A 26,147-nucleotide genomic window follows, 5' to 3' on the forward strand; every position below is an offset into this window, starting at 1 on the left:
GGCAGTGCTTGGACCGTCCGCTCGCAGGGGGCTTCTCCCCTCTCCCGCGAGGGGGAGAGGGGAGCCCTACGGCCTGCCGTGGAGGTTCGTACCAGCCCCCACTTACTGCACGCCGAACTGCGCGCGCCAGCCCAGTCCCGCCTCGGTAGTCGTGCGCGGCTTGTATTCGCAGCCGACCCAGCCGGTGTAGCCGATCTGGTCGAGCCAGCCGAACAGGAAGCCGTAGTTCAGCTCGCCGGTGCCCGGCTCGTTGCGGCCCGGGTTGTCAGCCAGTTGCACATGCTTGATGCGCGGCAGGTTGGCCTTCAGCGTCGCGGCGATCTCGCCTTCCATCCGCTGCATGTGATAGATGTCGTACTGCACGTACAGATTGGGCTCGCCGACCTGGTCGATCAGATCGAGCGCCTGCTGCGTGCGCGACAGGAAGAAGCCCGGGATGTCGAAGGTATTGATCGGCTCGATCAGCAGGTCGATCTTCTCGGCGGCCAGCTTGCGGGCGGCAAAGCGCAGGTTCTCGACCAGCGTCTCCTGCGCCTGCTCGCGCCTGACGTTCTGCGGCAGGATGCCGACCAGGCAGTTCAGCTGCTGCACGCCCAGCGCCTTGGCGTACTGGATCGCGTCGCCGACGCCGTCCTGGAATTCGCCGACGCGGTCCGGATGGCAGGCGATGCCGCGCTCGCCCGCTTCCCACTTGCCTGCCGGAAGGTTGTGCAGCACCAGGTCGAGCTGGAAGCGGTTGAGCCGATCGGCGATCTGATCGGCATGGAAGGCATAGGGGAACAGGAACTCGACGCCGCGAAAGCCCGCGCGCGCGGCGGCTTCGAAGCGGTCGAGGAAACCGACCTCGTTGAACAGCATGGTCAGGTTGGCAGCCAGTTTCGGCATGGGTGTCTCCAACAGTCTGGGTGGTGATGTCGTTACGGCCCGAGGGCGGCGGACGGCACGCCGATGCATCGGCCCGCGTCCGCCTGCGCGCGCGTCAGGCCGTTTCCGCTTCTTCCGTCAGGATCGCCGTGTCGGCTTCCTCGTCGACGCGATCGTCGATCGGCTCGAACTCGTTGATGTTGTCGATCTCGGTACCCATCGCGATATTGGTCACGCGCTCCAGGATCACTTCGACCACCACCGGCACCGAGAACTGGGCCATCAGGTCGCGCGCCTCGGCGAAGGCCGGGGCGATGTCCTCGGGTTTGAACACGCGGATCGCCTTGCAGCCCAGGCCTTCGACCACCTTGACGTGGTCGACGCCATAGCCGTCGAGCTCCGGCGCGTTGATGTTGTCGAAGGCCAGCTGCACGCAGTAGTCCATCTCGAAATTGCGCTGCGCCTGGCGGATCAGGCCGAGGTAGGAGTTGTTGACCAGCACGTGGATGTACGGCACCTTGAACTGCGCCGCCACCGCCAGCTCCTCGATCATGAACTGGAAGTCGTAGTCGCCGGAGATCGCCACCACGTCCGATTCGGGCGAGGCGACCTTGACGCCGATCGCGGCCGGAATGGTCCAGCCCAGCGGGCCCGCCTGGCCGCAGTTGATCCAGTGGCGCGGCTGGTTGACCGACAGGAACTGCGCCGCGGCGATCTGCGACAGGCCGATCGTGCTGACGTAGCGCACGTCGCGCGGGAAGTACTGGTTCATCTCGCGATAGACGCGCTGCGGCTTGACCGGAACGTTGTCGAAATCGCTCTTGCGATGCATCGTGCGGCGGCGCTTCTGCACCTCGGCGACCCAGGCCTTGCGGCACGGCAGCCGGCCTGCCTGCTTCATTTCACGGGCGACCTCGACGAACTGCTGCAGCGCCAGCTTCGCATCGGAGACGATGCCCAGGTCCGGACCGAACACGCGGCCGATCTGCGTCGGCTCGATATCGACGTGCACGAACTTGCGGCCCTTGGTGTAGACGTCGACGCTGCCGGTATGGCGGTTGGCCCAGCGGTTGCCGATGCCCATCACGAAGTCGGACGCCAGCAGGTTCGCGTTGCCGTAGCGGTGCGAGGTCTGCAGCCCGACCATGCCGGCCTGCAGCGGATGATCGTCGGCCAGCACGCCCCAGCCCATCAGCGTCGGCACCACCGGCACGTTGACCAGCTCGGCGAACTCGACCAGCAGGTCCGCCGCATCGGCGTTGATCACGCCGCCGCCGCAGACGATCAGCGGCTTGGCCGAGGCGTTCAGCATCGCGATCGCCTTCTCGATCTGCGCGCGCGACGCGGCCGGCTTGTACGGCTGCAGCGGCTGGTAGGTTTCCGGATCGAACTCGATCTCGGCGACCTGCACGTCGAACGGCAGATCGATCAGCACCGGACCCGGACGGCCCGAACGCATCAGGTGGAACGCCTGCTGGAAGACCTGCGGCACCAGCGCCGGCTCGCGCACGGTCACGGCCCACTTGGTCACCGGCTTGGCGATCGATTCGATATCGACGGCCTGGAAGTCCTCCTTGTACAGGCGGGCGCGCGGGGCCTGGCCGGTGATGCAGAGGATGGGAATCGAGTCGGCCCAGGCCGAATACAGCCCGGTGATCATGTCGGTGCCGGCCGGGCCCGAGGTGCCGATGCAGACGCCGATATTGCCGGCCTCGGCGCGCGTATAGCCCTCGGCCATGTGCGAGGCGCCCTCGACGTGGCGCGCCAGGTAGTGGTCGATCGAGCCGGTCTTGCGCATCGCCGAATAGAACGGGTTGATGGCCGCGCCCGGTACGCCGAACGCCACGGTGATGCCTTCCTTTTCCAGCACGGCCACCGCCGCGTCCACTGCTCTCATCTTCGGCATGTCTGTCTCCAATGGTGATGAATTTCCGTTGGAGTCGATCCTATTACCGCCTTGGCGCGGCGATAAAGGGAAGAGAGATCAGTTGATTCCATACCTGAGGTTTGGAATGATGTCGTCTGGCGCGTGCGCCGGCGCACCGTCCGCGTTGATTGGCGTTCATCGGCGTCATGCGTTCCGGCGCATTGCCGGCATAGCGCGCGGCGGATGCCAGGGCATCGCGGCGCGGCGCACAATCGGGCGCGGGAGGAGACAAAGAGTGGACAAACTCAAACAGATCGAAGCCTTCATCTCGGTGGTGGAGCAGGGCAGCATGGCGGCCGCCGCGCTGACCCAGGGCGTCACGCCGGTGATGATCGGCCGGCGCATCAACGCGCTCGAGGCGCGCATCGGGGTCAAATTGCTGCACCGCTCCACGCGCCGCATCGTCGTGACCGAGCAGGGCGCCGCCTTCATGGAGCAGTGCAAGAAGGCGCTGGCGGACCTGGACCGCGCCGAGATGCTGATCGCCGAGGGCCGCCACAAGGCCACCGGCCATTTGATTGTCTCGGCCCCGGCGGCGTTCGGCCGCAAGCACGTGGCCCCGCACGCGCCGGCCTTCCTCGCCAGCAATCCCGAGGTGCAGATCTCGTTCAACCTGACCGACCGTGTCGTCGACCTGGTGCGCGAGGGCTACGATGTCGGCATCCGCATCGGCGGCGCGATCGACCCGAACTTCGTCGCAATCAAGCTGGCGACCAACAAGCGCGTGGTGTGCGGCACGCCCGCCTACTTCGCGAAGCACGGCGTGCCGCGTACGCTGGATGACCTGGCGCAGCACAACTGCCTGGCGTTCAACCTGCAGGGCGGACAGCAGCGCGGCTGGTACTTCCGCCACAACGGCAAGGCCGTCAGCGTGCGCGTGACCGGCAATCTCGACTGCAACGATGGCGAGCTGCTGCACCGCTGGACCTGCGAAGGCCTGGGGCTGGGCTGGCGCTCGACGTGGGAGATCCTGCCGCAGCTGGAGAGCGGAGAGCTGATCACGGTGCTGGACGAATACGCGCTGCCCGACTACGACATCCTGGCGGTGTACCCGCAGCAGCGACCCGTACCCGCGAAGATCCGCTTCTTCATCGAGCACCTGAAGACCGAGTTCAACCGCCCGGGCTACTGGACCGCGCGCGCCGGCGGCGCGTAAGCATCCGGGGTGCCGGCTTCGAAGGGGAGGGCCGATGGCTGCCTGGCTGGCCGATGCCGTGGTGGTGCTGCACCTGCTGTTCGTCGCCTTTGTCGTCGCGGGCGGCGTGCTGCTGTGGCGCTGGCCCCGGGTCGCGTGGCTGCATCTGCCGGCCGCGCTGTGGGGCGCCACCGTCGAATGGACCGGCTGGATCTGCCCGCTGACGCCGCTGGAAAATCGGTTGCGGCATGCCGCCGGCGAGCAAGGCTATGCCGGCGGCTTCGTCGAGCAGTATCTGCTGCCGCTGCTGTACCCGCAGGCGCTGACGCGCGAGACGCAGCTGTGGCTGGGCGCGCTGGTGGTGGGGATCAATGTCGCGGTGTACGCGCTGTGGTGGTGGTCGCGGCGGCGCCGGCCCCGGCTTTGACGCAATGCACAGGCGACGAGGACGTCAGGCCAGCAGCGCCGTCACCAGGTCCTTGCCGGCCGGCGCCGGGACCTCGTCGAAGTGCAGCGCGCCTTCGACATGGCTCAGGTGGCCGACCATCAGTTCGACCGCGCGCTCGGCGTCGCCGGCGCGCGCCGCTTCGATGAATTCGCGGTGCTCGTCCGACGAGCAAGCCGCATCGCGGCGCGACTGATACAGCATCGTGATCACCGCGCTGCGCATCGACAGCTCGTGCAGCATCTCGGTCAGCACCTTGTTGCCGACCACCTCGGCCAGCAGGATATGGAAGTCGCTGAGCAGGCGGGTGCGGGTCTGGGCGTCGTTGCCGGCCAGCGCCTTCTTCTCCGCGGCCAGATGCTTGTCGATGCGTTTGTAGTCGGCGGCGGTGGCGCGCGCGACGAACTCGCGGGCCAGCGCGGCCTCGAGGATGCGCCGCACGGCGAAGACCTCGCGGGCCTCCTCGGCGCTGGGCTTGGCGACGAACGCGCCCTTGTCGGGCACGATCTGGATCACCTTGTCCTTGGACAGCATCAGCAGCGCCGCGCGCACCTTGGTACGGCTGACCCGGTAGACCGCCGCCAGAGCCTCCTCGCGCAGCTTGGTGCCGGGCGGCAGGCGGTGCGAAACGATCGCCGCGACGATGTCGTCGGCAATCGCTTCGGCGGTCATGGCAGGGTCGATATGCTCGGGCATGGGGCGCAGCGCGGGCGGCGCGCTTGGGGGAAATGCCGAATTCTATCGTCCCGTGGCTTTACCCGGCACCGGCGCATACCCGGGGGCCTGGCTTCGTTCCACGCCGTCCAGGCCGTCGAGCACCGGCGCGCTGAGCCCTTCGTCCAGTTCGGCCGCCGGGATCTGGCCGTTCAGCACGGCATGCGCGCGTTCGCGGTCGATGTCCTTTTCCCAGGACGCCACCACCACGGTCGCGACGCAGTTGCCGATCAGGTTGCCCAGCGCGCGGGCGATGCCGATGAACCAGTCGACCGACAGCACCAGCACCAGGCCGATTGCCGGGATCGCCGGATGCGCGGACAGCGTCGCGGCCAGGATCACGATGGCGGAACCGGGGATGCCGTGCGCGCCCTTCGAGGTCACCAGCGCGACGGCCAGGATGCCGAGCAGGTCGGCCATCGACAGTGCCGTGTTGGTCGCCTGCGCGATGAACACCGCCGCCAGCGTCAGATAGATCGAGAAGGCGTCGAGGTTGAAGGAATAGCCGGTCGGGATCACCAGGCCGACCACCGACTTGCGGATGCCCATGAATTCGAGCTTGCGCATGACCTGCGGCAGCACGCTGTCCGACGAGGCCGTACCGAGCACCACCAGCAGTTCGGCGCGCAGGTACTTGATCAGCTTGAACACCGAGAAGCCCGACATCCGCATCACGGTGCCCAGCACCACGGCGACGAACACGACGACCGCGCCGTAGAACAGCACCACCAGGAAGCCGAGCTGCTTGAGCGAGCCGATGCCATACTTGCCGACGGTGAAGGCCACCGCGCCCAGCACGCCGAGCGGCGCCAGCTTGATGATGAAGCCCATCATCTTGAACAGCGTCTGCGAGAAGGTGTCGATCAGCCTGACCAGCGGCCGGCCCGGCTCGCCGATCAGCGACAGCGCGCAGCCGAACAGCACCGAGACCAGCAGCACCTGCAGTACGTCGCCCGACGAGAAGGCGCCGATCACGGTCGACGGAATCAGCTTGAGCAGGAAGTCGACGGTGCCGCCGCTGGCCACCTTGGCTGCGTTGTCGACATAGGCGCTCATCGCCGAGGCGTCCAGCGAAGCCGGGTTGACGTTCATGCCGGCGCCGGGCTGGAACACGTAGGCCAGCAGGATGCCGAGCGCCAGCGCGATGGTGGTGACGATCTCGAAGTAGACCACCGCCTTGACGCCGACGCGGCCGACCTTCTTCAGCTCGCCGGCGCCGCAGATGCCGGCGACGACCACGCAGAACACGATCGGCGCGATCAGCATCTTGATCAGCTTGATGAACGCGTCGCCGAGCGGCTTGAGCTTGGCGGCGAACTCGGGGAAGGCCAGGCCGAGCACCGTGCCGAGCACCAGCGCGATCAGCACCTGGCCGAACAGCGAGCGCGTGAAGCGGTGGATCGGATGGCGGGGGGAGGAATTCGGGGTAGGCGTGTGCGGCCGGCCGGCGCCGGGCAGGGCGGGTTGCTGCATGACTTGTCTCCAGACGGGCGAGTCCGTGTCGGTGTGACGGCTCGCCCTGTTCGATTCAGGACTGCCACCGGCGCCGCTTGTCGGCGACGGTGTCTCGGATCCGGCACACCTCCCCGGGACGGGGCGTGGGCTCGCGTGGAAGGCCCCCCTGTTGGGGCGGAATTCACGCCGACGACTGTCTGGACCGGATTGTCCGCAGCGCTTTGTCGGAACCTGGACCGGAATATAGTGCATATCTTTTTTGTATGCAATTTTTGAATTCACTGTGCTAACATGGTTCGCATCGATGCTCCCGGGGCGCGCCTTTGCGCCGGGAAACAGCGCACCACACAAGCACAACAGCCACCGCGCCAGGCGGGCAGCCCAACAGGCTCGCCAAGCCACGAGCGAGCGCGCTACAGTCATCGCATCCCCGTCCGGGGGCCCGGGTGCCGGCCGACAGCCGGCACGATCCGTTCAGCAGGAGACACGCATGGCAGCATCCACAACGCCCTCCTCGGTGTCCGGCACCGAAGTGGGCGCGCGCATCATGGCCTGGGCCGACGCCCTTGCCGTTCACACCGAGCAGCCCGGCATGCTGACTCGCACCTATCTGACCGACGCGCACCATGGCGCCGCCGCCCAGCTGGCGGCGTGGATGGAAGCGGCCGGCATGACGGTGCGCCGCGACGCCGCCGGCAACGTGATCGGACGCTATGAAGGCACCGAGCCGGACGCGCCAGCGCTGCTGACGGGGTCGCATTTCGACACCGTGCGCGACGCCGGCCGTTACGACGGCAATCTGGGCGTGATCCTGCCGATCGCCTGCGTCGCCGAATGGCATCGCCAGGGCAAGCGCTTTCCGTTCGCGATCGAGGTGGTTGGCTTCGCGGAGGAAGAGGGCGTGCGCTTCAAGGCCACGCTGCTCGGCAGCCGCGCGATCGCCGGCACCTTCGATCAGAACGTGCTCGAGAACGTCGACGACAGCGGCAAGACCATGCGCGACGTGATGCGCGCGGCCGGCTTCGATCCGGCTGGCCTGCCGGCCGCGGCCCATTCGCCTGACAAGGTGCTGGCCTTCGTCGAAGTGCATATCGAGCAGGGGCCGGTGCTGCTGAACGAGAACTTGCCGGTGGGCGTGGTGACCGCGATTTCCGGCGCGACCCGCTTCATCGTCGAACTCGACGGCCTGGCCGGCCACGCAGGCACCGTGCCGATGGACATGCGGCGGGACGCCGCGATGGCCGGCGCCGAGATCGGCCTGTTCATCGAGCGCCGCTGCAGCGGCTCGCCGGGCCTGGTCGGCACCGTCGGCCAGTTCAACGTGCCCAACGGCGCCGCCAACGTCGTGCCGGGCCGTGCGGTGTTCTCGATCGATATCCGCGCCGGCGAGGACGCGGTGCGCCAGGCCGCCGTCGCCGACGTGCTGGCCGAGATCGAACGCATCTGCGCGCGCCGCAAGGTCCGCGCGCAGGTCCGCAAGACCCACGAGGCCGCCAGCGTGCCGTGCGCGCCGTGGCTGCAGCAGCAGTGGGCGGCGGCGATCGAGCGCCAGGGCGCGCCGGTCCGCCTGCTGCCGTCGGGCGCCGGCCACGACGCGATGGCCATCGCCGCGATCGCCGACGTGGCGATGCTGTTCGTGCGCTGCGGCAACGGCGGCATCAGCCACCATCCGACCGAGACCATGACGGTCGAGGACGCCGCGCTCGCCGCGCGCGTGTTCAGCGATTTCGTCGAACACTTCAGCGCCCGTCCTTGACTTCGGCCCTTGCCGGCCGCCCTGATTCCGAACACATTCCCGCGCCGAGCGCGCCCACAAACGACAAGCGAAGAGCCATGACCGCACGAGACAACATGAATCCCACGCAAACCACGCTGACCAACTTCATCGACGCGCATCGTCCGGCGCAGGAGGCCTTCCTTGCCGAACTGGTCAAGGTGCCCTCGGACAACCCGCCGGGAGATTGCGACGCCCACGGGGCGCGCGCGCGGCAGCTGCTCGAAGGCCTGGGCTTCCAGGTCGAGGCACACAAGGTGCCCGACGAACTGGTCAAGGCCGCCGGCATGATCAGCGCCACCAACCTGATCGTGCGCAAGACCTTCGGCAATGGCGGCCCGACCATCGCGATGAACGCGCACGGCGACGTGGTGCCGCCGGGACTGGGCTGGACCAAGGACCCGTACGGCGGCGAGATTGCCGACAGCGAACACGGCCCGGTGATGTACGGCCGCGGCGTGGCGGTGTCGAAGTCGGACTTCGCCACCTACACCTATGCGGTGCTGGCGCTGATGGAAGCGGAGAAGCAGGGCGCCAAGCTGAACGGCACCGTCGAGCTGCAATTCACCTACGACGAGGAAACCGGCGGCGACATCGGCCCGAAGTTCCTGCTGGACCAGGGCCTGACCAAGCCGGACTACGCGATCTCGGCCGGCTTCTCGTACGGCATCACGTCGGCCCATAACGGCTGCCTGCACGTCGAGGTCACCGTCAAGGGCAAGCAGGGCCATGCCGCGATGCCGCATACCGGCGTCGATGCGATCGAGGCCGCGACGCACATCCTGCAGGCCGTCTACGGCCTGCGCGCCGAACTGGCGACGCGCAAGTCCAAGGTGCCGGGCATCGACACCGCGACGCTGAACGTCGGCCTGATCAAGGGCGGCATCAACACCAACGTGGTGCCCGACCTGGTGACGTTCCGTATCGACCGCCGGATGATCCCCGAAGAGCTCGGTTTCGACGCCGAAGGCGAGATCCGCGCGGTGGTCGAGAAGGCTGCCAAGGACCGCCCGGGCATCGAGGTCAAGGTCGAGCGCATCATCCTGGCCGAGCCGCTGTCCGAACTGCCGGGCGTGGAGAAGCTGATCGGCGCCCTGAAGAGCCGCGCCGAGGAAGTGTTCGGCGTCGACATCCCGGTGCACGGCGTGCCGCTGTACACCGACGCCCGCCACTACACCAGCCGCGGCATCCCGACCGTGCTGTACGGCGCCGGCCCCCGCACGCTGATGGAAGCCCGCGGCCACAACTCCGACGAAAACCTGCGGCTGAACGACCTGAACCGGGCCACCAAGGTGGTGGCGCTGGCGTTGTCGGATTTGATGAGCTGATCGAGTTCATCCGCCGAGTAGCGATGTAGCGCGCTACCGAGCGTATGAATTGGCGACTGCACCCCGATGTTGGCCGCGCTCCAACATTGGGGTGTTTTTCTGTGGCATCCCGCGGCCGCCGGCAATCGCCCACCGCGGGCGCCTGGTAGGCCGGTGAAGTCTTGCGTCAAATGACCATCAAATGACGATGGCAGACCTATGTTATTGATTTTTATATGAAACATAACGCAGCGGCGCGGCCGGGGTGCCCTTGGGGTCAAGCAGCGATCAAATTAGCGTTACGCCCAGAAAGGCACATATTTCATGTACTTGCGCCCTGCAGACTCGTCGTGGGCGCGGATCATTCCCGCTTCGGCGGCTTCCTTGATGAGCCGCGACGCCACTGCGCTGTTGTGTGTTTCGATAGCGAAGCGCTCGCGCAGCGACGCGTTTGTCATCGAATCTCTCTGTACATATCGAAGGCAGGCATGCAGATAGCACGCCCGTATCCGATCGTTCCGATCCATTTTCGACAGGTTCCGATGGGCAAAGAGCGTAGCCCGTGTGTGGTCGGACACGATCGCAAACTCCGGCGCCGGCAACTGGTACACCTCCGATTGATGGACGACCTTATCCACGCCACTGCCCCGTTCCTCGCAAATGCCGAAGCGGCGCATCATGGATGCGAGCCTCTCGTTTCTCGAGCGCGGGGGGGTATCCAGAAAGCGTTGGACATCGACTAGCGGCGTACCGGGATTGGTGATCTCAATTCGATCGCGAAAGATCTCCACCATCGGGCCAGCACCGCCGACCGCGAAGTCCTGGTGAATCAATGCATTGACAAGCAGTTCCCGGATGGCCAGTGCTGGATACATCGGCACATCTTTTCGCAGCGCGCTACCGATGACTTCCTTGCCGGGCAGCAGGGCGCCGATATAGCCGATCAGCGCCTGAAAACCGGCCGCATAGCCTTTCTCGCCAATCTGCTCGCGCAACGTGGCGATACGGTCATTGTCCCGATACGCGACGACTCGTACGGCCTTGCGTCGCAGACTGTGAAAGTCATCGATTCGTCTGGCAAACAGGACACCACCCAAGTGAGTGATATCCCATCGACCATTGTTGCGTCGGATCAGATCCTCCGCTCTCAAGCGCTCCAGAATCGAAGCTCGACCATCCGGTAGCGGTGTACCGGTCAGTTCGAAATAAATCGGATAGTCGAGCAGGGTAAGGACGTCTTCGTCGGTCGCACCGGCATGCGCGACCATGACTTCGAAGTGGGTATCGTCGAAGATGCGCCAGAGCGCGCGCTCTTTCTCCGGGAAGTCCCTGAGCTTCTTCTTTATCGAACCGATCCTGATGTACTCGTTATGCCGAAACTGAACGGGATGGCGATACGCGCGACCGATTTCAAGGAGGACGACTCGCTTTCCGTCGATTTCGGTCTCCAGAAATCGAAACGAGATTTTGGGATTGAGTAACCGAAGCAACCAGCTCTCGAGCTCTTCGTTTCCTACCTTTGCTTCCCGAGGGGCAAAGTCGGTACCGACGATGCAGTGAGTCTCGTTGTCAACGCCCCAAATGAGATAGGCGTGCGGTTTGTTCGCGAGCGCAGCAGAGTTGGACAACGCGGACAAGTACTCGCCGATCTGTTCCGCATCCGCACGGTTGCGCTTGAATTCAAGCCATTCTGTTTCGACCGGCAAGGAGCAAAGCTCGCGAACAAGCGCAATGAAATTGTCTGAGTGGTACGGTGGATTCATGACGACGCCAGGGAAGGAGGCTGCTTGGGGCCGGACCGGTCGGCCGCCCGCAGCGTATCGAGCGATACTCCCCCTTGCTGTCGTGAATCGACGAATTCTGATGCCTTGCGTCAGGACGACAAGAAACATGCGGACCATGGCGGCGGCAATGCCGACCAGGAACCGCGGGCCGGGCTAACGGCCGGAAACTTGGCCATCCGGCAACGCCGTCGCACCCGGCCCCAACGCCCTCTGCATCAGCGCCGTATCGATCCACTGTCCATGCTTGAACCCGACCGCCTCCAGGCGGCCGGCCATGCGGAAGCCCATGCGTTCGTGCAGCGCGATCGAGCCGTTGCCTTCGCCGCCGGCCGGGCAGGCGATCACGGCGACCATCTGGCGCCAGGGGCCGTTCTCGCAGCGGGCTAGCAATGCGGCGAGCAGGACCGCGCCGATGCCGCGGCCGCGGTGGCGCTCGTCCAGGTAGATCGAGTCCTCGATGGTGTGGCGGTAGGCGCTGCGCGTGCGATAGCTCGACGCGTAGGCGTAGCCCGCGATCACCGGGCGGCCGTCGATCTGCAGCTCGGCCACCAGATAGGGCAGCCCCTTGGACAGCACGGCGGCGCGGCGTTCGCGCATTTCATCGAGCGTCGGCGGGACTTCCTCGAACGAGGCTCGGCCGTGCAGCACGTGGTGGGTGTAGATCGCATGGATCGCCGGGAGATCGTCGTCAGCGGCATCGCGCACGGTCGGCGCGGCAAGGGTGGCCTGGTTCGTGGTCATGGCGTCTGCAGTAGTACGGAAGGGAACGCGCGGCGTACCGGTTCGCCGGCGCTGCTTGTATAGTCCGTCGTGTTCGAAGATGACAACGTTTGTGTTTCGAGGTGACGGACCGATGATCAAGATTTACCACAATCCGCGCTGTTCCAAGTCGCGCGACACGCTGGCGCTGGTGCAGCAGGCCGCCGAACGCCTGGGCGAACCGGTCGAGGTGGTCGAGTATCTGAAGACGCCGCCGACGCTGGCCACGCTCAAGCAACTGCAGGCGCTGCTCGACGTGCCGGTGCGGCAGATGGTGCGCGACAACGAGGCGATCTACGCCGAGCTCGACCTGGCCGATCCGGGGCTCAGCGATACCGAGGTGCTGCAGGCCGTCGCCGATCATCCGATCCTGCTGCAGCGGCCCATCGTGGTGCGCGGCCAGCGCGCGGCGATCGGCCGGCCGCCCGAGAGCGTCGCCGCGCTGCTTTCCTGAGCCCCAAATAGAAACCGGCCTCCGCGTGGAGGCCGGCCCGGTGCTGGAGGCGCGGTAGCTTCAGGCGGGTCGTTATTGGACACCCAGCCAGTGCATGGCCTCCTGACCGAAAGCGATGGCCGCCAGGACGATCAGCAGCAGGACCAGCGCCACGGTGCTGACGTAGACCGTGGCCTTGGCGATGTCCGCTTCATCGTCGGCGGGGTGGGAGTGGGCGACACTGCGCGCGTGCGGTGGCCGGTGCAGCCGTTCGGCCAGATGCCGCCAGTGAAGATCGGGATGGAAACGCATGATCGACACCTCCTCGACAGGAACGCGCGTCAGGCGGTCTTGACCAAAGCGGCGGACCGCCATGCATGGCGAGGCCGCCGCAGTTGCGCACGGCGCGGCGTCGGAACGGCCATGCACGCTTTTACTATAGGCGATGGCGGCATGGCGGGCGCCGCGGCGTGGCGCGGACGCGACCTAAGGGTCAACCCTGCTGTGCGAGGTCGTCGGGCGGCGCGGAGGTGTCGCCGGGTTCGGCGGGTTCGGCCGGTTCGGCCGGTTTGGCCGGTTCGGCGGATTTGGCGGGTTCGGCGGGGGGCTGCGGGGCGATCGCGGCGAGGGCCGCTTCGCGCTCGCGCAAGGCGGCCAGCATGTTGCAGAACAGCGCGCCCTGCTCGTGCGCATCGTCCAGCGCGACATGCGTATGCGGCAGCGGGTCCTTCCACGCGTCCGGCAGCGCGGCCTTGACGGTGCGGCGGTAGCGCAGGCCCGTCAGCGAGAAACCCAGTGTCTTGATGTCGAGCGCGGCCCAGCCGAACGGCGAACGGCCGGCGAAGCGCATCATGTACCAGAACATCCAGGTGAAATCGAAGCCGGCGGGAAAGGCCACGAACACCGGCTTTCCGGGCAGGCTCTCGACCCATTCGACGTAGCGCACCAGCGCCTGCTCGGGCGGCTGCAGGTCGCGCCGGCACGCGGCCCATGCCTCGGGCTCGGTCTCCCACCATTTCATCTGCACCGGATGGCCGACCGCGCCCGGCAGCGTTTCCAGATTGGCCGAGAAAGTGCCGAGCACGGTCTTGTCGGCCAGCATCGCCACCGAGGCGAACGACAGCATCGAATGCGGACCCGGGATCGGACCGTCGGCCTCGACGTCGGTGCTGACATAGATTTCGGGGCGGGTGTCGGGAGCCTGTTGCCTGGCCATGGTCGGATGCGCTGTTAACCCACGTTGATCAGATGATCGGCGACGAAGGGGTTGTCGCGCCGCTCGTCGCCGAAGGTCGAGACCGGTCCGTGGCCGGGCACGAAGGTCACGTCGTCGCCCAGCGGCCACAGGTTGGTACGGATCGAGCGGATCAGGTCGGCGTGGTTGCCGCGCGGGAAATCGGTGCGGCCGATCGATCCGGCGAACAGCACGTCGCCGACGATCGCCACACGGTGCGGCCGGGAGAAGAACACCACGTGGCCGGGCGTATGGCCAGGGCAATGGTAGACCTCGAGCGTTTCGTCGCCGAACTGCACCGTATCGCCCTGATCCAGCCAGCGATCGGGCTCGAACACCTCGGCGTGGCCGAAGCCGAAGCGCTGGGTCTGCTCGGGCAGCTGGTCGATCCAGAACTGCTCGTCGCGATGCGGCCCCTCGATCGGCACGCCGAACTCGCGCGACAGCGCGGCGGCGCCGGCGCAGTGGTCCAGATGGCCGTGCGTCAGGAAGATCTTTTCAAGCGTCACGTCCTGTTCCTTCAGCGCGGCGTGGATCCGGTCCAGATCGCCGCCGGGATCGCAGACCGCGGCGCGCCCGGTGCGCTCGTCGATCAGCAGGGAGCAATTCTGTTGGAACGGCGTGACGGGGATCAGCAGGACTTTCATCGTGAAGGGGTTTGGACGAGCGCGCGGCAGCCGCGGCGAGTGGGTTCGATTCGACGTTCCGGCCGATGTGCCGGCCTGTGTCGTCGCATTGTAGCGTCGGCCTTTGGTAGACACCGTCCGGCACAAGATATGTGACGAGTCATCCTTTTTCGTTGCATCGATGTCAACGCCAGGGATAGTCCGCAGAATCGCCGCAATCCGTTGTCAGTTCGTGGATTGCGAGCAATTGCACGCCGTAGCCAGACAATTCGTAACAAAATCACTGTAAATCGCGCGGACGACCGATGTTAGACTCGCGCGATGCTTTGGCCGACCCACCCTCTGACCCATGCTCGCCGCGCGCTCCGCTACGGCTTTCACGCCGTCTGCGCGTTGACGCTGGCCGCCTGCGCGGTGTCGCCGAACGACAATCCCGATGGCGCCGCCGCCGACCAGAATGCGGCGCCGACGGCTGCCACGCCCGCCGCGAAACAGGCGCAGGCACGCAAGTCCCGAGTCCCGAACCAGGACAATCGCGCCGCCGCCGGCAACGAGACGTCTAGCGCCCCGAATACCGAAACGCCGGCCCCGACCGGCTCGTGGCGCCTGTTCAGCTGGGGCGATGACGACAGCAGCGACAGCGAGTCCGCGTCGCGCGGTACGACGCGCGGCTCGTCGCTGGAAGGCCTGCGCGCGGATATCGGCACCTTCGAGCAGCGCGGCACGGCCTCGTGGTACGGCAAGCAATTCCATGGCCGCAAGACCGCCAACGGCGAGCGCTTCGACATGGGCGCGATGACGGCCGCGCACCCGTCGCTGCCGCTGGACAGCTGGGTGCTGGTCCGCAACCTGCGCAACGACAAGGTGGCGGTGCTGCGCATCAATGACCGCGGCCCCTATCACGGCAACCGCGTGCTCGACGTGTCGTATCGCGCGGCCAAGCGGCTCGGCTTTGTCGACCGCGGGCACACCCAGGTCGAAATCCGCCGGCTGTCGCGCACCGAACTGGCCGCGCTCGGACCGCTGCGCGAGCCCGGCATGGACGATGGCGCCACCGACGGCGGTGGCGACGGCGTCGACGACGACACCGCGGCCAGGACCGTCAAGCCCAAGCGCGTGGTGCTGAAGACCCGCAAGACGACCAGCAAGGCGAATGCTCGCTGAGGCCGGTACCCCTTTCCTCGCCTCCTTCCTCGCGCACCGGCGCGGCTCCGGCTGCGTCGTCGCCGCCGACCCGGCGACCCGCGGTATCGGTGTTTGCCTCGGTCACCACGTTGGTCTCTTCGCCGGTTCCACCCGGCACCTTTACCGGAGCGCCTGAGCGGCGCGGACCACGATGCCGGCGCGCATGGCTCCGCCTCGCATCTCTCCGGCCTTATTCCTGCTCGCGGCGCGCCAGCGCCAACTGATAGAGCGCCGCGGTATCGGCCCCCGTAATCGCGGCGGCCAGCTTGGCGGCGCGCTTCGCCGGCAATTCCTCCAGCAGCAGCCCCAGTACCCGCTGTGCGTTCGCGTCCAACGCCGCCTCCCCTTTGGCCGGTGCGCCGGCCCCCTCGATCACCAGCACGAATTCGCCCTTGCCCCGGCCCGGATCGGCGGCCAGCCAGGCCGGCGCGTCGGCGACCGTCATCGTCTCGGCCTGCTCGAACAGCTTGGTCAGTTCGCGGCCGATCAACAGCCTGCGCGTTGGCGGCAGTTGCTGCGCGAGCGCGGCCAGCGTGTCGGCAATGCGGTGCGGCGCTTCGTAGATGACCCAGGCATGTTCCAGCGTCGCCAGCGCGGCGATGGCCTCGGTGCGCGCCTTCGCCTTGCTGGGCAGGAAGCCGGCAAAGGTGAAGCGGCCCGCGCCGGTGTCGAGCATGTCGCCGGCGACCGACAGCGCGGTCACCGCGGCACTCGGTCCGGGCAGCGGCACCACGCGATGGCCGGCCGCGCGCACCGCCTCCACCAGCCGTGCGCCCGGGTCCGAAATGCCGGGCGTGCCGGCATCGGAGACATAGGCGATGCGATCGCCGGCCGCGAGCCGCTCGGCCACGCGCGCGCCGGCCTCGCGCTCGTTGTGCTCGTGCACCGCCAGCAAGGGGCGCTGCAAGCCCAGGCGCGACAGCAGCTGGCCGGTATTGCGGGTGTCCTCGCACGCGATCGCGTCGGCCAGGCCGAGCACGTGCAGCGCCCGCAGCGTCAGGTCGGCGAGATTGCCGATCGGCGTGGCGACGACGTACAACGTGCCGGTGGGATAGGACTGGCCGGTTGCCAGCGAGATCCAGTCAGTCATGCTTGAGAACTTCCGTTGATGCGCACATTCAAATCCACGGCACGCGACCCGGCACGACGCTCGGCGGCAGGTTCCGAGACAGAGGCGAAGGACACGTCGAAAGCGCGCGGCGAACGCGCCGAAGCGCGGGCGCTGGCCTATCTGCAGGGCCAGGGTCTGGCGCTGGTGGTGCGCAATTATCGCTGCAAAGGCGGCGAGCTGGACCTGGTGATGCGCGCGCCCGACGGCACGCTAGTCTTCGTCGAGGTCCGTTCGCGCAGCAGCGACGCGTTCGGCGGCGCGCTGGCCAGCATCACGGTGACCAAGCGCCAGCGCATCCTGCAGGCCGCCAATCACTATCTGGCGACGCTGGACCACGCGCCGCGCTGCCGGCTCGATGTGGTCGCGATCGGACCGCGCCGGCTCGAATGGCTGCGCGATGCGTTCGGCGCGGGCGAGTCGGAATGACCGGACAGCGCTTCGTCGCCGGACGTTTGCATCGCACCGTGGCCGCCGCCGGCAGGCTGTCCGTCATAATGCGCGTTGCGGCGCACGGCCGACCGGGCATGCCCGAGCGCGGCGCAGGCCGCCGTGCCGGCTGCCGATCCTCTTTCGCATTACCGCTACAGCAAGGAACGCATGAAGACTTCGCTTTTTTCGCGCGACGCGCTCGCTGAATCGACGCCGGGCCGTGCCCAGCCCGTCCGCGGCGCCAGCCGGCTGGCCGCCGTCGCCCGCGCCGCCGCCACCGCCACGCTGATGCTGACGGCCGCCACGCAGTTGAGCGGCTGCTTTCCGGTGATCGCCGGTGCCATGGGCGCCGGCGTGATGAGCGCCACCGACCGCCGGCCCACGTCGATCCAGGCGGTCGATCGCGGCCTGCAGCTCGAGATCGAAAACACGCTGGCGACGCGCTACAGCGGCACGGCGCGCGTCAATGTCACGGTGTTCAACAAGAAGGTGCTGCTGACCGGCGAGGTCAAGGACACCAATCTGCGCCAGCAGATCGAGCAGTACGTGCGGGGCCTGCCGAACGCCCGCGAGGTCATCAACGAGCTGGAAGTGGTGTCGTCACCGTCGTTCGCGGCGCAAAGCCAGGACGCCTTCGTGACCAGCAAGGTCAAGACGATGCTGATGACCGCCGAAGGCGTGCCGTCGAATTCCACCAAGGTCACCACCGAACGCGGCGTGGTCTATCTGATGGGCCTGGTGACCCGCCCCGAGGGCGATCGCGCCACCGAGACGGCGCGCAATGTCGGCGGCGTCAGCAAGGTGGTCAAGGTATTCGACTACATCGACGAAACCGAGCGCGCCCGCCTCGACGCGGCGGCCTCGTCGCAGAACGCGGCGCCGGGCGAACCGGTCGGCGGCACCCCGGCACCGGTGCAGACCACGCCGGGCACCACGGCGCCGGGCAACTCGGCCCCCGCCCCCGTCGGCGCCGATCTGTCGTCGCCGGTCACCGCGCCGACGACTTCGCCCGTCCCTGGCCCGGTCGGCCTGCCTCCGGGCCGCAATCTGCCCTGATTCTGTCCCGATTCTGTCCTGACCCTGCCTGACCGCACAGGCGCGCCGGCGATCCGTCAAACCGGCCCGGCGCGCCTGGCCCGCTCCCTCCACCGTCCGGCTCCCTCCCGCCCCGCCTCCGGCTGACCTACGCTGGTGTTGCGGCGACCCAATGGCGTTCGCCGTCCGACCATCTGCGAAAACCGCAGTACGCCCGCGCGGGCCGATGTGATAGGGTTGCCCTGCCTTGCGCGTCACTCACGCGCCCCGGCCGGTCGCTCGTCCGGTCCGCGTCGCGCGGCCGATCGATGCGCCGAAGTGCCGATCCGAGGAGCGAGACCATGAAGAACAACGATCCCCTGCGAACTGCCGCGGCTTGCCTGGCCGCCCTGGCAATGCTCGCGATGGCGCCGGCCGGCGCCGCCGAGGCCACGACCGAACAGGCGCGCAACTGGGCCGCCGCCTGCGCCGCCTGCCACGGGCCGTCCGGGCGTGCGCCCGCCGGAAGCCCGGTGCCGGGACTGGCCGGCCGGCCGCAGTCCTATTTCATCGAACAGATGCAGGCGTTCAAGACCGGCAAGCGCGAGGCCACGGTGATGCACCAGATCGCCAGGGGCTATACCGACGAGCAGATCGCGGCGATGGCGAAGTGGTTCGCCGCGGTCAAGTAATGCGGTCCCACGAACGAGCAAGGGGAGGCTGACATGCAACGACGCAAATTTCTCGGTGCGGCCGCGGCCGCCGCGGCCGTCGGTCCGGCGACCCTCGGCACGCTGCTCGGCGGCTGCGCCAGCGCCGGCACGCCGCGCGCCAGCGGCGGCAAGGTGGTGGTGGTCGGCGGCGGCTACGGCGGCGCGACCGCCGCGCGCTATCTGCGCGAATGGAGCGACAACACGATCGACGTGACGCTGGTCGAGCCGAATCCGACGTTCATCTCCTGCCCGCTGTCGAACCTGGTACTGGGCGGCAGCAAGCGGATCGAGGACCTGACGATTTCCTACGACGCGCTGAGCCGGCGCCACGGCGTCAAGGTCGTGCGCGACACCGTCGCCGCGATCGACCCGTCGAAGCGCCAGGTACGCCTGGCCAGCGGCGGTACGCTGCCGTATGACCGGCTGGTGCTGTCGCCGGGCGTCGACTTCATGCCCGACGACGTGCCCGGACTGAAGCGGCCCGGGGGCGACCAGATCCTGCACGCATGGAAGGCCGGTCCGCAGACGGTGGCGCTGCGCCGCCAGCTCGAAGCGATGCGCGACGGCGGCACCTATGCGCTGACGGTGCCGCTGGCGCCTTACCGCTGCCCGCCGGGACCCTACGAACGCGCTTGCCAGGTGGCGCACTATTTCAGCCAGGCCAAGCCGCGCAGCAAGGTGCTGATCCTCGACGCTAACCCCGACGTGACGTCGAAGGCCGCGCTGTTCAAGCAGGTCTGGGCCAGCAAGTACAAGGGCATCGTCGAATACCGGCCGCAGTACAAGACCGTCGATATCGATCCCGCCACGCGCACGCTGAAGTTCGAGGTCCAGGACGACGAGCGGGTCGACGTCGCCAATGTGGTACCGGCCCAGCGCGCGGGCGCGATCGCCGTCAATACCGGACTGGCGACGGCCAACGGCCGCTGGTGCGAGGTCGACTTCCTGACCTTCGAATCGAAGGCCGTGCCGAACATCCACGTGCTGGGCGACGCGATCCAGATCGCGCCGCTGATGCCCAAGTCCGGCCACATGGCCAACCAGCACGGCAAGATCGCGGCGGCCGCGATCGTCGCGCTGCTGTCGGGCCGGCAGCCCAATCCCGAGCCGCTGTACAACAACACCTGCTACAGCTTTACGTCCGATCGCGAGGTGATCCACGTTGCCAGCGTGCATCGCTACGATCCGCAGAAGAAGACGATGGTGACGGTGCCGGACTCCGGCGGCGTGTCGACGGCGCCCAATACGCTGGAAGGCACCTACGCGTTCGCCTGGGCCAACGCGATCTGGGCGGACGCGCTCGGATAAGCCGGATAAGCCTCCGGGTAGCGCCCGGGCAGCGCTCGGGCAGCGCCCGGGGCAGCGCCGCGCCAAGCGAGGACTCGGCAATGCCGGCGTCAAGCCACCGCAAATGACGTGACCGCTGCGGCGTCGCGCCGCGGCTTGCCGCTTGCGCCGGCATGAATCTCCTCGCGTGCGCCATAGCGGCTGGTGCATACGCGGCTCCATGTGTCGATGACGGGCGAAATGCGGCAATACTGCGCGACGTAGTTCTTGTTTGGATGCGTGCGCAGCAGCGGCTGCAACGGTCTGATGTCGCCGTCCGCCGCGATGGCGTCCCGCGCCGACTTGTCGATGGCGGTCGCGATGACCGAGTGGCCCCAGACCAGCTGCAGCGCACTGCGCGACAAGGCCGTGCCGGGTTGCGCCTGCTTTTCCACGGCAGTGCCCGTCAGAAACGCCGTCACCTTGCGCCCGTTTTCCGGGCTGATGCGCCAGCCGTTGCCGAGCGGATCCATATGAAGCAGGTCCAGCAAGGATAGTCGTATCCGATCGCTGGCCGGTTTGTCCGACAGCACGAAGTTCATCGCGCGGTGATATGCCCCCAGGCCGCAGGCGACGTGATCGTTCGCCAGGATGGCCGCGTCCTCGCTCGTCGCCACGGTGTCGCGCAGCGCGATCCACAGTTGCGGCACGCGGTCCTGGCCCGCGCGATTGATGGCAAACGAGGAGTGCGCGCCCTGAATCAGGAAGGGCAGCACCCGCCTGCGGGCGTCGCTGAACGACATGCCGCGGATTTCGTTGGCCAGTGTGTCGGCAATACGCTGGATGGTCGCATCGTCGTCCAGCATCCGGCACAGGCCCGCCACCGCGCTTCCCTGGTGCATCGGATCGCCGGTTTCCGCGAGAGAAAGAATGTGCCGGCTGGTGCTGCACAACGCGACGAGCCGCCGAATGTTGACGGCGTCGCGCCACGCCGCTTCGGCGACGATCGGCACGGAGATCGAGACGGCAATCCGCTCGAGCGCGGAGTGATCGCCCTTTCGGCCGGCCGTCCGAATTCGCGCCAATGCCGCCGACGCGTCCCGGATGGCCTCCATGGAAGCCGCCATGCACGCAATGTCCTCGCCTGCCTCGGTTCGCTTCCCTTGCCCGAGCGAATCCACTGCCAGTCCATAGAGGCTGTCCACGTACCGGAACGTGTGGAACTGTGTCTCGGTCAGCAATACCTGGCCGTCCAGGCCGATGCCTCGAAACACCTTGTCGAACAGTTTCCTGCAGAGACTGCGCTGTTTTTGCACCGCTTCATCGAGCTCTGCAATGGCGCGCGTCGGCCGCTTTGCAAGCGGTGGCGTCAGATAGCGCAGACGGCCCGAATAGGGGCCGATCTGCACGGCGCCCTTTGCTTCGAAGTACGGCGCCGTAGCGCCCATCGCGCCGGCCGCGTCGCCATGTGCGGCCGCTGCCGTGCCTTCGGCCGCTTGCAATAGCGCCTCGGGGGAACAGGGAGTCGGATAGATCCGGGCCATGTTTCGCTGCTCCTTCGTCGTGGTGGAGGAACGCAATGTATGGGCGCCGAGTACCACGGCTCGATCGTCGAATGCCGCGGACTTTAGCAAGGCTGCGAGCGTGGCCTCGATTCTCACGACCCTGCCCGGCGGCGGCCACATGGCCCGGCACGGCCAGCATGGCCTGCGCGCCGCCATCGCTCCGGGCGGGGGTAAACGATATATGCGTCTTCGCGCATATACGCATATAGTGAATCGCATGAACGAACTGGATCGCGTCTTCGAACAGGTGTCGCACTACTTCGCGCTGCTCGCCGAGCCGACGCGGCTGAAGATCCTGCACACGCTGTGCGACGGCGAGAAGCCGGTCGGCGCCGTGGTCGAGACGGTCGGTTCGTCGCAGGCCAATGTGTCGCGCCACCTGAACGCAATGTTCCGCTCCGGCGTGCTGGCGCGGCGCAAGGAAGCGAACCTGGTGTATTACGCGATCGCCGACCAGAGCGTGGTGGAGCTGTGCCGGACCGTGTGCGTGCAGGTTGCCGCGCGGATCGAGGACGACGCGCAGCAGGTCGCGATGGTGGACCGCTTCATGCCCGCCGAGCCGAAGCGGCGCACGGCGGTGCGGCGCAAGCCGGGCGCGGCCGGCGCGATGCGCTGAGCGCAGGCGAGCCGAGGGCAGGACACCGAGATCACGACGAAGCGCGCATCGGTCCCCACCGGCGCGCGACCCAATACGAACAAGGCATGCCGACCGCGCCCGCACCGGAGCGCGGCGAGCAGCCGGAGGAGACCGAACGTGCCGGACCGTAGTCGCCCGGGCCGCATCGTGCCCGCGCCGGAACACTTCGTCAGCACTGACCTGCGGCAAGAGATCGGGCGCCACGGCTTCGACAGCCGCCGGCGCGATCTGCTGCGCGGCAGCTTTCTCGCTGCGGCCGGCGCCACGGCGGCAGCGGTGGGCCTGGGCAGGCCGGCGCGCGCCGCGGCCGCGGATAGCGCAACCAACGGCGCAGCCAGCAGCGCTGCCGAAGGCGATCCCGCGATCCTGAAACCCCAACCCTGGGCCACCTCGCTCGGACAACCGGTCGCCGCACGGCCCTACGGCCAGCCCTCGAGCCACGAAACGGCGCTGATGCGGCGCGAATCGCCGGGTTTGACGCGCGTCTCGGCGGCCTCGGTCAGCTTCGCGCCGCTGCAGGGTCTGTTCGGCATCATCACGCCGAACGGCCTGCATTTCGAGCGGCATCACCAGGGCTGGCACGACATCGACCCGACTCGCCATCGGCTGATGATCAACGGCCTGGTCAAGGCCCCGCGCGTCTATACGATGGACGAGCTGATGCGGCTGCCGTCGGTGTCGCGGATGCATTTCATCGAATGCGGTGCCAATACCGGCATGGAGTGGGGCAATGTCGCGGTGCCGACGGTGCAATACACGCACGGCATGCTGTCCTGCTGCGAGTTCACCGGGGTACCGCTGCGCGTGCTGCTCGACGACGCCGGCGCCGACCAGCGGCGCGGCCGCTATCTGCTGGCCGAGGGCGGCGATGGTTCGGCGATGACGCGCACGATCCCGATGGAGCTGGCCGACGAGATCATCGTCGCCTGGGGCATGAACGGCGAGATGCTGCGGCCCGAGAACGGCTACCCGTTGCGGCTGGTGGTGCCGGGCGTGCAGGGCGTGTCATGGGTCAAATGGCTGCGCCGGCTCGAGCTGGGCGACCGCCCCTGGAACGCCAAGGACGAGACGCTGCACTACGTCGACATGATGCCGGACGGCATGCTGCGGCAGTACACGTCGATTCAGGAGTGCAAGTCGGTGATCACCACGCCGTCGGGCGGCCAGCGCCTGACCGGCAAGGGCTTCTACAACGTCAGCGGGCTGGCATGGTCGGGCCGCGGCAAGATCCGGCGCGTCGACGTATCGGTCGACGGCGGGCGCAACTGGCGCACCGCGCGGCTGGAAACGCCGGTGCTGTCCAAATGCCTGACGCGCTTCAATCTGGACTGGGTCTGGGACGGCTCGCCGGCGATCCTGCAGAGCCGCGCGATCGACGAGACCGGCTACGTGCAGCCGACCATCGCGCAGCTGCGCGCGGTACGCGGCACGCGTTCGATCTATCACAACAACGCGATCCAGAGCTGGCTGGTCGCGGCCAGCGGCGAGGTGTCCAATGTCCAGGTGCGATAGCGGCAAACCGGCCCGCGCCGGCGCCCGCGCGGGCTGGCGCCGTGGCGCCATGCTGGCCTGCCTGCTGCTCGGCATCGCGGGGGCGGCGGTCCTGCCGCAAGCCGCGCAGGCCGAGCCGAAAGGCGCGGCGCGCGCCGACAGCAAGGACAGCAAGGACACCAGGGCGGCCCGCGCCCAGCTCGGCCGCACCGCCACCGCAGCCGAACTGAAGGCCTGGGACATCGACGTCCGCCCCGACTTCCAGGGCCTGCCGCCCGGCCGCGGCACCGTCGCCCAGGGCCAGGCCGTCTGGGACGCGCGCTGCGCCTCCTGCCACGGCGACTTCGGCGAGTCCAACGCGGTCTTCACGCCGATCGCCGGCGGCACCACCGCGGCCGATATCGCCAGCGGACGCGTCGCGGCGATGACCGGCTCGCAGCCCTACCGCACCTCGCTGATGAAGCTCAGCACGGTCAGCACGCTGTGGGACTACATCCACCGGGCGATGCCCTGGGACAAGCCCAGGAGCCTGACCGTCGACGAGGTCTACGCGGTGACCGCCTACATCCTGAACCTGGGCGATATCGTGCCGGCCGATTTCACGCTGTCGGACGCCAATATCGGCGAGGTCCAGCGCAAGCTGCCGAACCGCAACGGCATGACCACCGAGCACGGCCTGTGGCCGGGCCGCGGCAAGCCGGACACGCGCAATACCGCGTGCATGTCCAACTGCGCCGGCAAGGTCGAAGTCAGCTCGCTGATCCCGGAATACGCGCGCGGCGCGCACGGCGACCTGGCGGAGCAGCAGCGCGGCTTCGGGCCGGTGCGGGGCGTCGCGACCGGTTCCCCGGAGGACCAGGCGAAGCCGCCAGCCTCGCAGCAGGGGAAGGGCCAGGCCACCGCGGCGTCCGCTCAACCCCTGGGCGCCAGGCTGACCGGCCAGTACCAATGCCTGGCCTGCCACGCGCCGGACCGCAAGCTGGTCGGACCGTCGTTCCACGAGATCGCCCAGCGCTATCGCGGCAAGGATGCCCACGGTGCGCTCGCGCAGAAAATCCGCGGCGGCGGCCAAGGCGTGTGGGGACCGGTGCCGATGCCGCCGCAACCGCAGGTTCCAGAATCGGATATTCAAGCCATGGTGAAGTGGATACTTGAGGCAAAATAGCGTATTGGGCCGCCTGGCGCCTCCATCGAAGGGGGCCGGGCCGGACCAATACGCCGCCGTGCCGGGCAGATCCACTGCCACACGGCCGTGCCGTCCCCACGGCTCATTCCAGTTTGGAGAGGAGAACAATGAAGCAGTTCGTGATCGCAGCCATGATGCTGGCCGGTGCGGCCTCCGCCCACGCCGCCGTCGACGCGGCCAAGGCCCAGGAGATCGCCACCAAGAACGCCTGCATGGGCTGCCACCAGGTGGACAAGAAGCTGGTCGGGCCGTCCTACAAGGAAGTCGCCGCCAAATACAAGGGCGACAAGGGCGCCATGGCGAAGCTGACCGACAAGGTCAAGAAGGGCGGTTCGGGCGTCTGGGGCCCGGTGCCGATGCCGGCCAACCCGAATATCAGCGAAGCCGACGTGAAGACCGTGCTGGAGTGGGTCCTGGCGGGCGCACCGGCCAAGTAATTGCCTGGTGAGGGGCCGGCGTGCCGGCGGCGATCGCAGTCGCGCCGCGGTAGCCGGCCCGAAGAAGAACGGCAGCGGCTACAGCAGCTGCAGCAGCACAAGCAGTAAACGGGCGGCGATGCACCGCCCGCGCCAGGCCGGCCGGCCTGGCGGCCAAACGAATACCGCGGGGCGGGTAGAAGCAGGAGTGCACGACACCATGAACATCACAAGACGAGAGATGCTGCGGGTCAGCGCCGTCGTGTCGCTGATGGCGGCCGCGGGCCTGATCGGCGAGGCGCAGGCGGCCGAATGGAACAAGGCGGCCTTCGAGGGCAAGAGCGTCAACGACGTGATCAAGGCGCTGGGCGGCGGTTCGCCCGAGAAGAGCGGCGCGATCGCATTCAACGCGCCCGATATCGCCGAAAACGGCGCGGTGGTGCCGGTGGCGGTCACCAGCAATCTGCCCGACACCGAGCAGATCGCGATCCTGGTCGAGAAGAATCCCAATACGCTGGCCGCGGACTTCGTGATCCCGGCCGGCACCGAGCCGTTCGTCTCCACGCGCGTGAAGATGGGCCAGACCTCCGTGGTGCATGCGGCCGTCAAGGCCGGCGGCAAGTGGTATGTCGCCTCCAAGGAGATCAAGGTGACGCTGGGCGGCTGCGGCGGCTGAC

26 protein-coding genes are annotated in these 26,147 nt (G+C 67.7%); 15 read left to right on the forward strand and 11 right to left on the reverse strand.

The annotated features are described in order from the left end of the window. Positions 1-102 precede the first annotated feature (102 nt). Positions 103-885 (reverse strand): hydroxypyruvate isomerase, encoded by a 783-nt coding sequence (gene hyi, locus M1D55_RS10045; protein ID WP_456282116.1) that lies wholly within the window; start codon positions 883-885, stop codon positions 103-105. 94 nt (positions 886-979) lie between these two features. Next, positions 980-2,770 (reverse strand): glyoxylate carboligase, encoded by a 1,791-nt coding sequence (gcl, locus tag M1D55_RS10050; RefSeq protein ID WP_456282117.1) that lies wholly within the window; start codon positions 2,768-2,770, stop codon positions 980-982. Between the two features lie 256 nt (positions 2,771-3,026). Here gcl and M1D55_RS10055 point away from each other — a divergent pair, with 256 nt between their 5' ends. Together M1D55_RS10055 and M1D55_RS10060 are read left to right on the forward strand one after the other, a co-directional pair. Continuing rightward, positions 3,027-3,947 carry a LysR family transcriptional regulator gene (locus M1D55_RS10055; protein ID WP_064574685.1) on the forward strand — a complete coding sequence of 307 codons (921 nt, stop codon included), beginning with the start codon at positions 3,027-3,029 and terminating at the stop codon, positions 3,945-3,947. 34 nt (positions 3,948-3,981) lie between these two features. Then, positions 3,982-4,353 carry a DUF2784 domain-containing protein gene (locus M1D55_RS10060; RefSeq protein ID WP_456282118.1) on the forward strand — a complete coding sequence of 124 codons (372 nt, stop codon included), beginning with the start codon at positions 3,982-3,984 and terminating at the stop codon, positions 4,351-4,353. Between the two features lie 24 nt (positions 4,354-4,377). Here M1D55_RS10060 and M1D55_RS10065 read toward each other — a convergent pair whose 3' ends face one another. Both M1D55_RS10065 and M1D55_RS10070 read right to left on the reverse strand, forming a co-directional pair. Beyond that, complete coding sequence (locus M1D55_RS10065; RefSeq protein ID WP_023265202.1) at positions 4,378-5,067, reverse strand: GntR family transcriptional regulator; 690 nt, start codon at positions 5,065-5,067, stop codon at positions 4,378-4,380. A 42-nt stretch (positions 5,068-5,109) separates the two neighbouring features. Then, positions 5,110-6,558, reverse strand: coding sequence for a C4-dicarboxylate transporter DctA (locus M1D55_RS10070; RefSeq protein WP_456282119.1), 1,449 nt, complete (start codon positions 6,556-6,558; stop codon positions 5,110-5,112). Between the two features lie 472 nt (positions 6,559-7,030). Here M1D55_RS10070 and M1D55_RS10075 point away from each other — a divergent pair, with 472 nt between their 5' ends. Next, a complete protein-coding gene (locus tag M1D55_RS10075; protein ID WP_456282120.1) occupies positions 7,031-8,296 on the forward strand; it encodes an allantoate amidohydrolase in 1,266 nt (421 codons plus the stop codon). A gap of 77 nt (positions 8,297-8,373) precedes the next feature. Next, the gene (locus tag M1D55_RS10080) at positions 8,374-9,642 is read left to right on the forward strand and encodes a M20/M25/M40 family metallo-hydrolase (RefSeq protein ID WP_456282121.1); all 1,269 of its coding nucleotides are present in this window, start codon (positions 8,374-8,376) and stop codon (positions 9,640-9,642) included. A 278-nt stretch (positions 9,643-9,920) separates the two neighbouring features. Here M1D55_RS10080 and M1D55_RS10085 read toward each other — a convergent pair whose 3' ends face one another. Then, positions 9,921-11,384, reverse strand: coding sequence for an ATP-binding protein (locus tag M1D55_RS10085; protein ID WP_456282122.1), 1,464 nt, complete (start codon positions 11,382-11,384; stop codon positions 9,921-9,923). 174 nt (positions 11,385-11,558) lie between these two features. Next, positions 11,559-12,146 carry a GNAT family N-acetyltransferase gene (locus tag M1D55_RS10090; protein ID WP_006578828.1) on the reverse strand — a complete coding sequence of 196 codons (588 nt, stop codon included), beginning with the start codon at positions 12,144-12,146 and terminating at the stop codon, positions 11,559-11,561. Positions 12,147-12,258: 112 nt separating this feature from the next. On the opposite strand from M1D55_RS10090, the gene arsC reads away from it, so the two are divergent. Further along, on the forward strand, positions 12,259-12,618 hold the full coding sequence (gene arsC, locus M1D55_RS10095) for an arsenate reductase (glutaredoxin) (RefSeq protein ID WP_006578827.1): 360 nt from the start codon (positions 12,259-12,261) through the stop codon (positions 12,616-12,618). Positions 12,619-12,690: 72 nt separating this feature from the next. On the opposite strand, the gene M1D55_RS10100 is transcribed toward arsC, so the two are convergent. The 3 genes from M1D55_RS10100 to M1D55_RS10110 all read right to left on the reverse strand — a co-directional run bounded on the left by M1D55_RS10100 (position 12,691) and on the right by M1D55_RS10110 (position 14,478). Next, complete coding sequence (locus M1D55_RS10100; RefSeq protein ID WP_043437993.1) at positions 12,691-12,909, reverse strand: hypothetical protein; 219 nt, start codon at positions 12,907-12,909, stop codon at positions 12,691-12,693. A 181-nt stretch (positions 12,910-13,090) separates the two neighbouring features. Beyond that, on the reverse strand, positions 13,091-13,813 hold the full coding sequence (locus M1D55_RS10105) for an exonuclease (protein WP_456282123.1): 723 nt from the start codon (positions 13,811-13,813) through the stop codon (positions 13,091-13,093). 14 nt (positions 13,814-13,827) lie between these two features. Beyond that, a complete protein-coding gene (locus M1D55_RS10110) occupies positions 13,828-14,478 on the reverse strand; it encodes an MBL fold metallo-hydrolase (RefSeq protein WP_006578824.1) in 651 nt (216 codons plus the stop codon). A gap of 300 nt (positions 14,479-14,778) precedes the next feature. Here M1D55_RS10110 and M1D55_RS10115 point away from each other — a divergent pair, with 300 nt between their 5' ends. Continuing rightward, entirely contained in the window at positions 14,779-15,621 is an 843-nt protein-coding gene (locus M1D55_RS10115) for a septal ring lytic transglycosylase RlpA family protein (protein WP_440268220.1), read from the forward strand. 211 nt (positions 15,622-15,832) lie between these two features. On the opposite strand, the gene rsmI is transcribed toward M1D55_RS10115, so the two are convergent. Beyond that, positions 15,833-16,732 carry a 16S rRNA (cytidine(1402)-2'-O)-methyltransferase gene (gene rsmI / locus M1D55_RS10120; protein ID WP_064574670.1) on the reverse strand — a complete coding sequence of 300 codons (900 nt, stop codon included), beginning with the start codon at positions 16,730-16,732 and terminating at the stop codon, positions 15,833-15,835. A gap of 18 nt (positions 16,733-16,750) precedes the next feature. Here rsmI and M1D55_RS10125 point away from each other — a divergent pair, with 18 nt between their 5' ends. The 4 genes from M1D55_RS10125 (at position 16,751) to M1D55_RS10140 (ending at position 20,217) form a co-directional block, all read left to right on the forward strand. Continuing rightward, positions 16,751-17,179 carry a YraN family protein gene (locus M1D55_RS10125; RefSeq protein ID WP_064574668.1) on the forward strand — a complete coding sequence of 143 codons (429 nt, stop codon included), beginning with the start codon at positions 16,751-16,753 and terminating at the stop codon, positions 17,177-17,179. 171 nt (positions 17,180-17,350) lie between these two features. Next, complete coding sequence (locus M1D55_RS10130) at positions 17,351-18,238, forward strand: BON domain-containing protein (protein ID WP_082928390.1); 888 nt, start codon at positions 17,351-17,353, stop codon at positions 18,236-18,238. A 320-nt stretch (positions 18,239-18,558) separates the two neighbouring features. Further along, the gene (locus M1D55_RS10135; RefSeq protein ID WP_064574666.1) at positions 18,559-18,888 is read left to right on the forward strand and encodes a c-type cytochrome; all 330 of its coding nucleotides are present in this window, start codon (positions 18,559-18,561) and stop codon (positions 18,886-18,888) included. Positions 18,889-18,921: 33 nt separating this feature from the next. Then, on the forward strand, positions 18,922-20,217 hold the full coding sequence (locus M1D55_RS10140) for an NAD(P)/FAD-dependent oxidoreductase (RefSeq protein WP_064574664.1): 1,296 nt from the start codon (positions 18,922-18,924) through the stop codon (positions 20,215-20,217). Between the two features lie 89 nt (positions 20,218-20,306). Here M1D55_RS10140 and M1D55_RS10145 read toward each other — a convergent pair whose 3' ends face one another. After that, complete coding sequence (locus tag M1D55_RS10145) at positions 20,307-21,719, reverse strand: hypothetical protein (protein WP_456282124.1); 1,413 nt, start codon at positions 21,717-21,719, stop codon at positions 20,307-20,309. A gap of 238 nt (positions 21,720-21,957) precedes the next feature. On the opposite strand from M1D55_RS10145, the gene M1D55_RS10150 reads away from it, so the two are divergent. The 5 genes from M1D55_RS10150 to soxY all read left to right on the forward strand — a co-directional run bounded on the left by M1D55_RS10150 (position 21,958) and on the right by soxY (position 26,146). Next, positions 21,958-22,356 carry an ArsR/SmtB family transcription factor gene (locus M1D55_RS10150; RefSeq protein WP_456282125.1) on the forward strand — a complete coding sequence of 133 codons (399 nt, stop codon included), beginning with the start codon at positions 21,958-21,960 and terminating at the stop codon, positions 22,354-22,356. 138 nt (positions 22,357-22,494) lie between these two features. Then, entirely contained in the window at positions 22,495-23,889 is a 1,395-nt protein-coding gene (gene soxC, locus M1D55_RS10155) for a sulfite dehydrogenase (protein WP_456282126.1), read from the forward strand. 49 nt (positions 23,890-23,938) lie between these two features. Beyond that, a complete protein-coding gene (locus M1D55_RS10160; RefSeq protein WP_456282688.1) occupies positions 23,939-25,033 on the forward strand; it encodes a c-type cytochrome in 1,095 nt (364 codons plus the stop codon). A gap of 128 nt (positions 25,034-25,161) precedes the next feature. After that, the gene (locus tag M1D55_RS10165) at positions 25,162-25,491 is read left to right on the forward strand and encodes a c-type cytochrome (protein WP_006577473.1); all 330 of its coding nucleotides are present in this window, start codon (positions 25,162-25,164) and stop codon (positions 25,489-25,491) included. 199 nt (positions 25,492-25,690) lie between these two features. Further along, on the forward strand, positions 25,691-26,146 hold the full coding sequence (soxY, locus tag M1D55_RS10170; RefSeq protein ID WP_006577472.1) for a thiosulfate oxidation carrier protein SoxY: 456 nt from the start codon (positions 25,691-25,693) through the stop codon (positions 26,144-26,146). The last annotated feature ends 1 nt before the right edge of the window (position 26,147 follow it).

The organism is Cupriavidus sp. JZ107 (assembly GCF_053903255.1).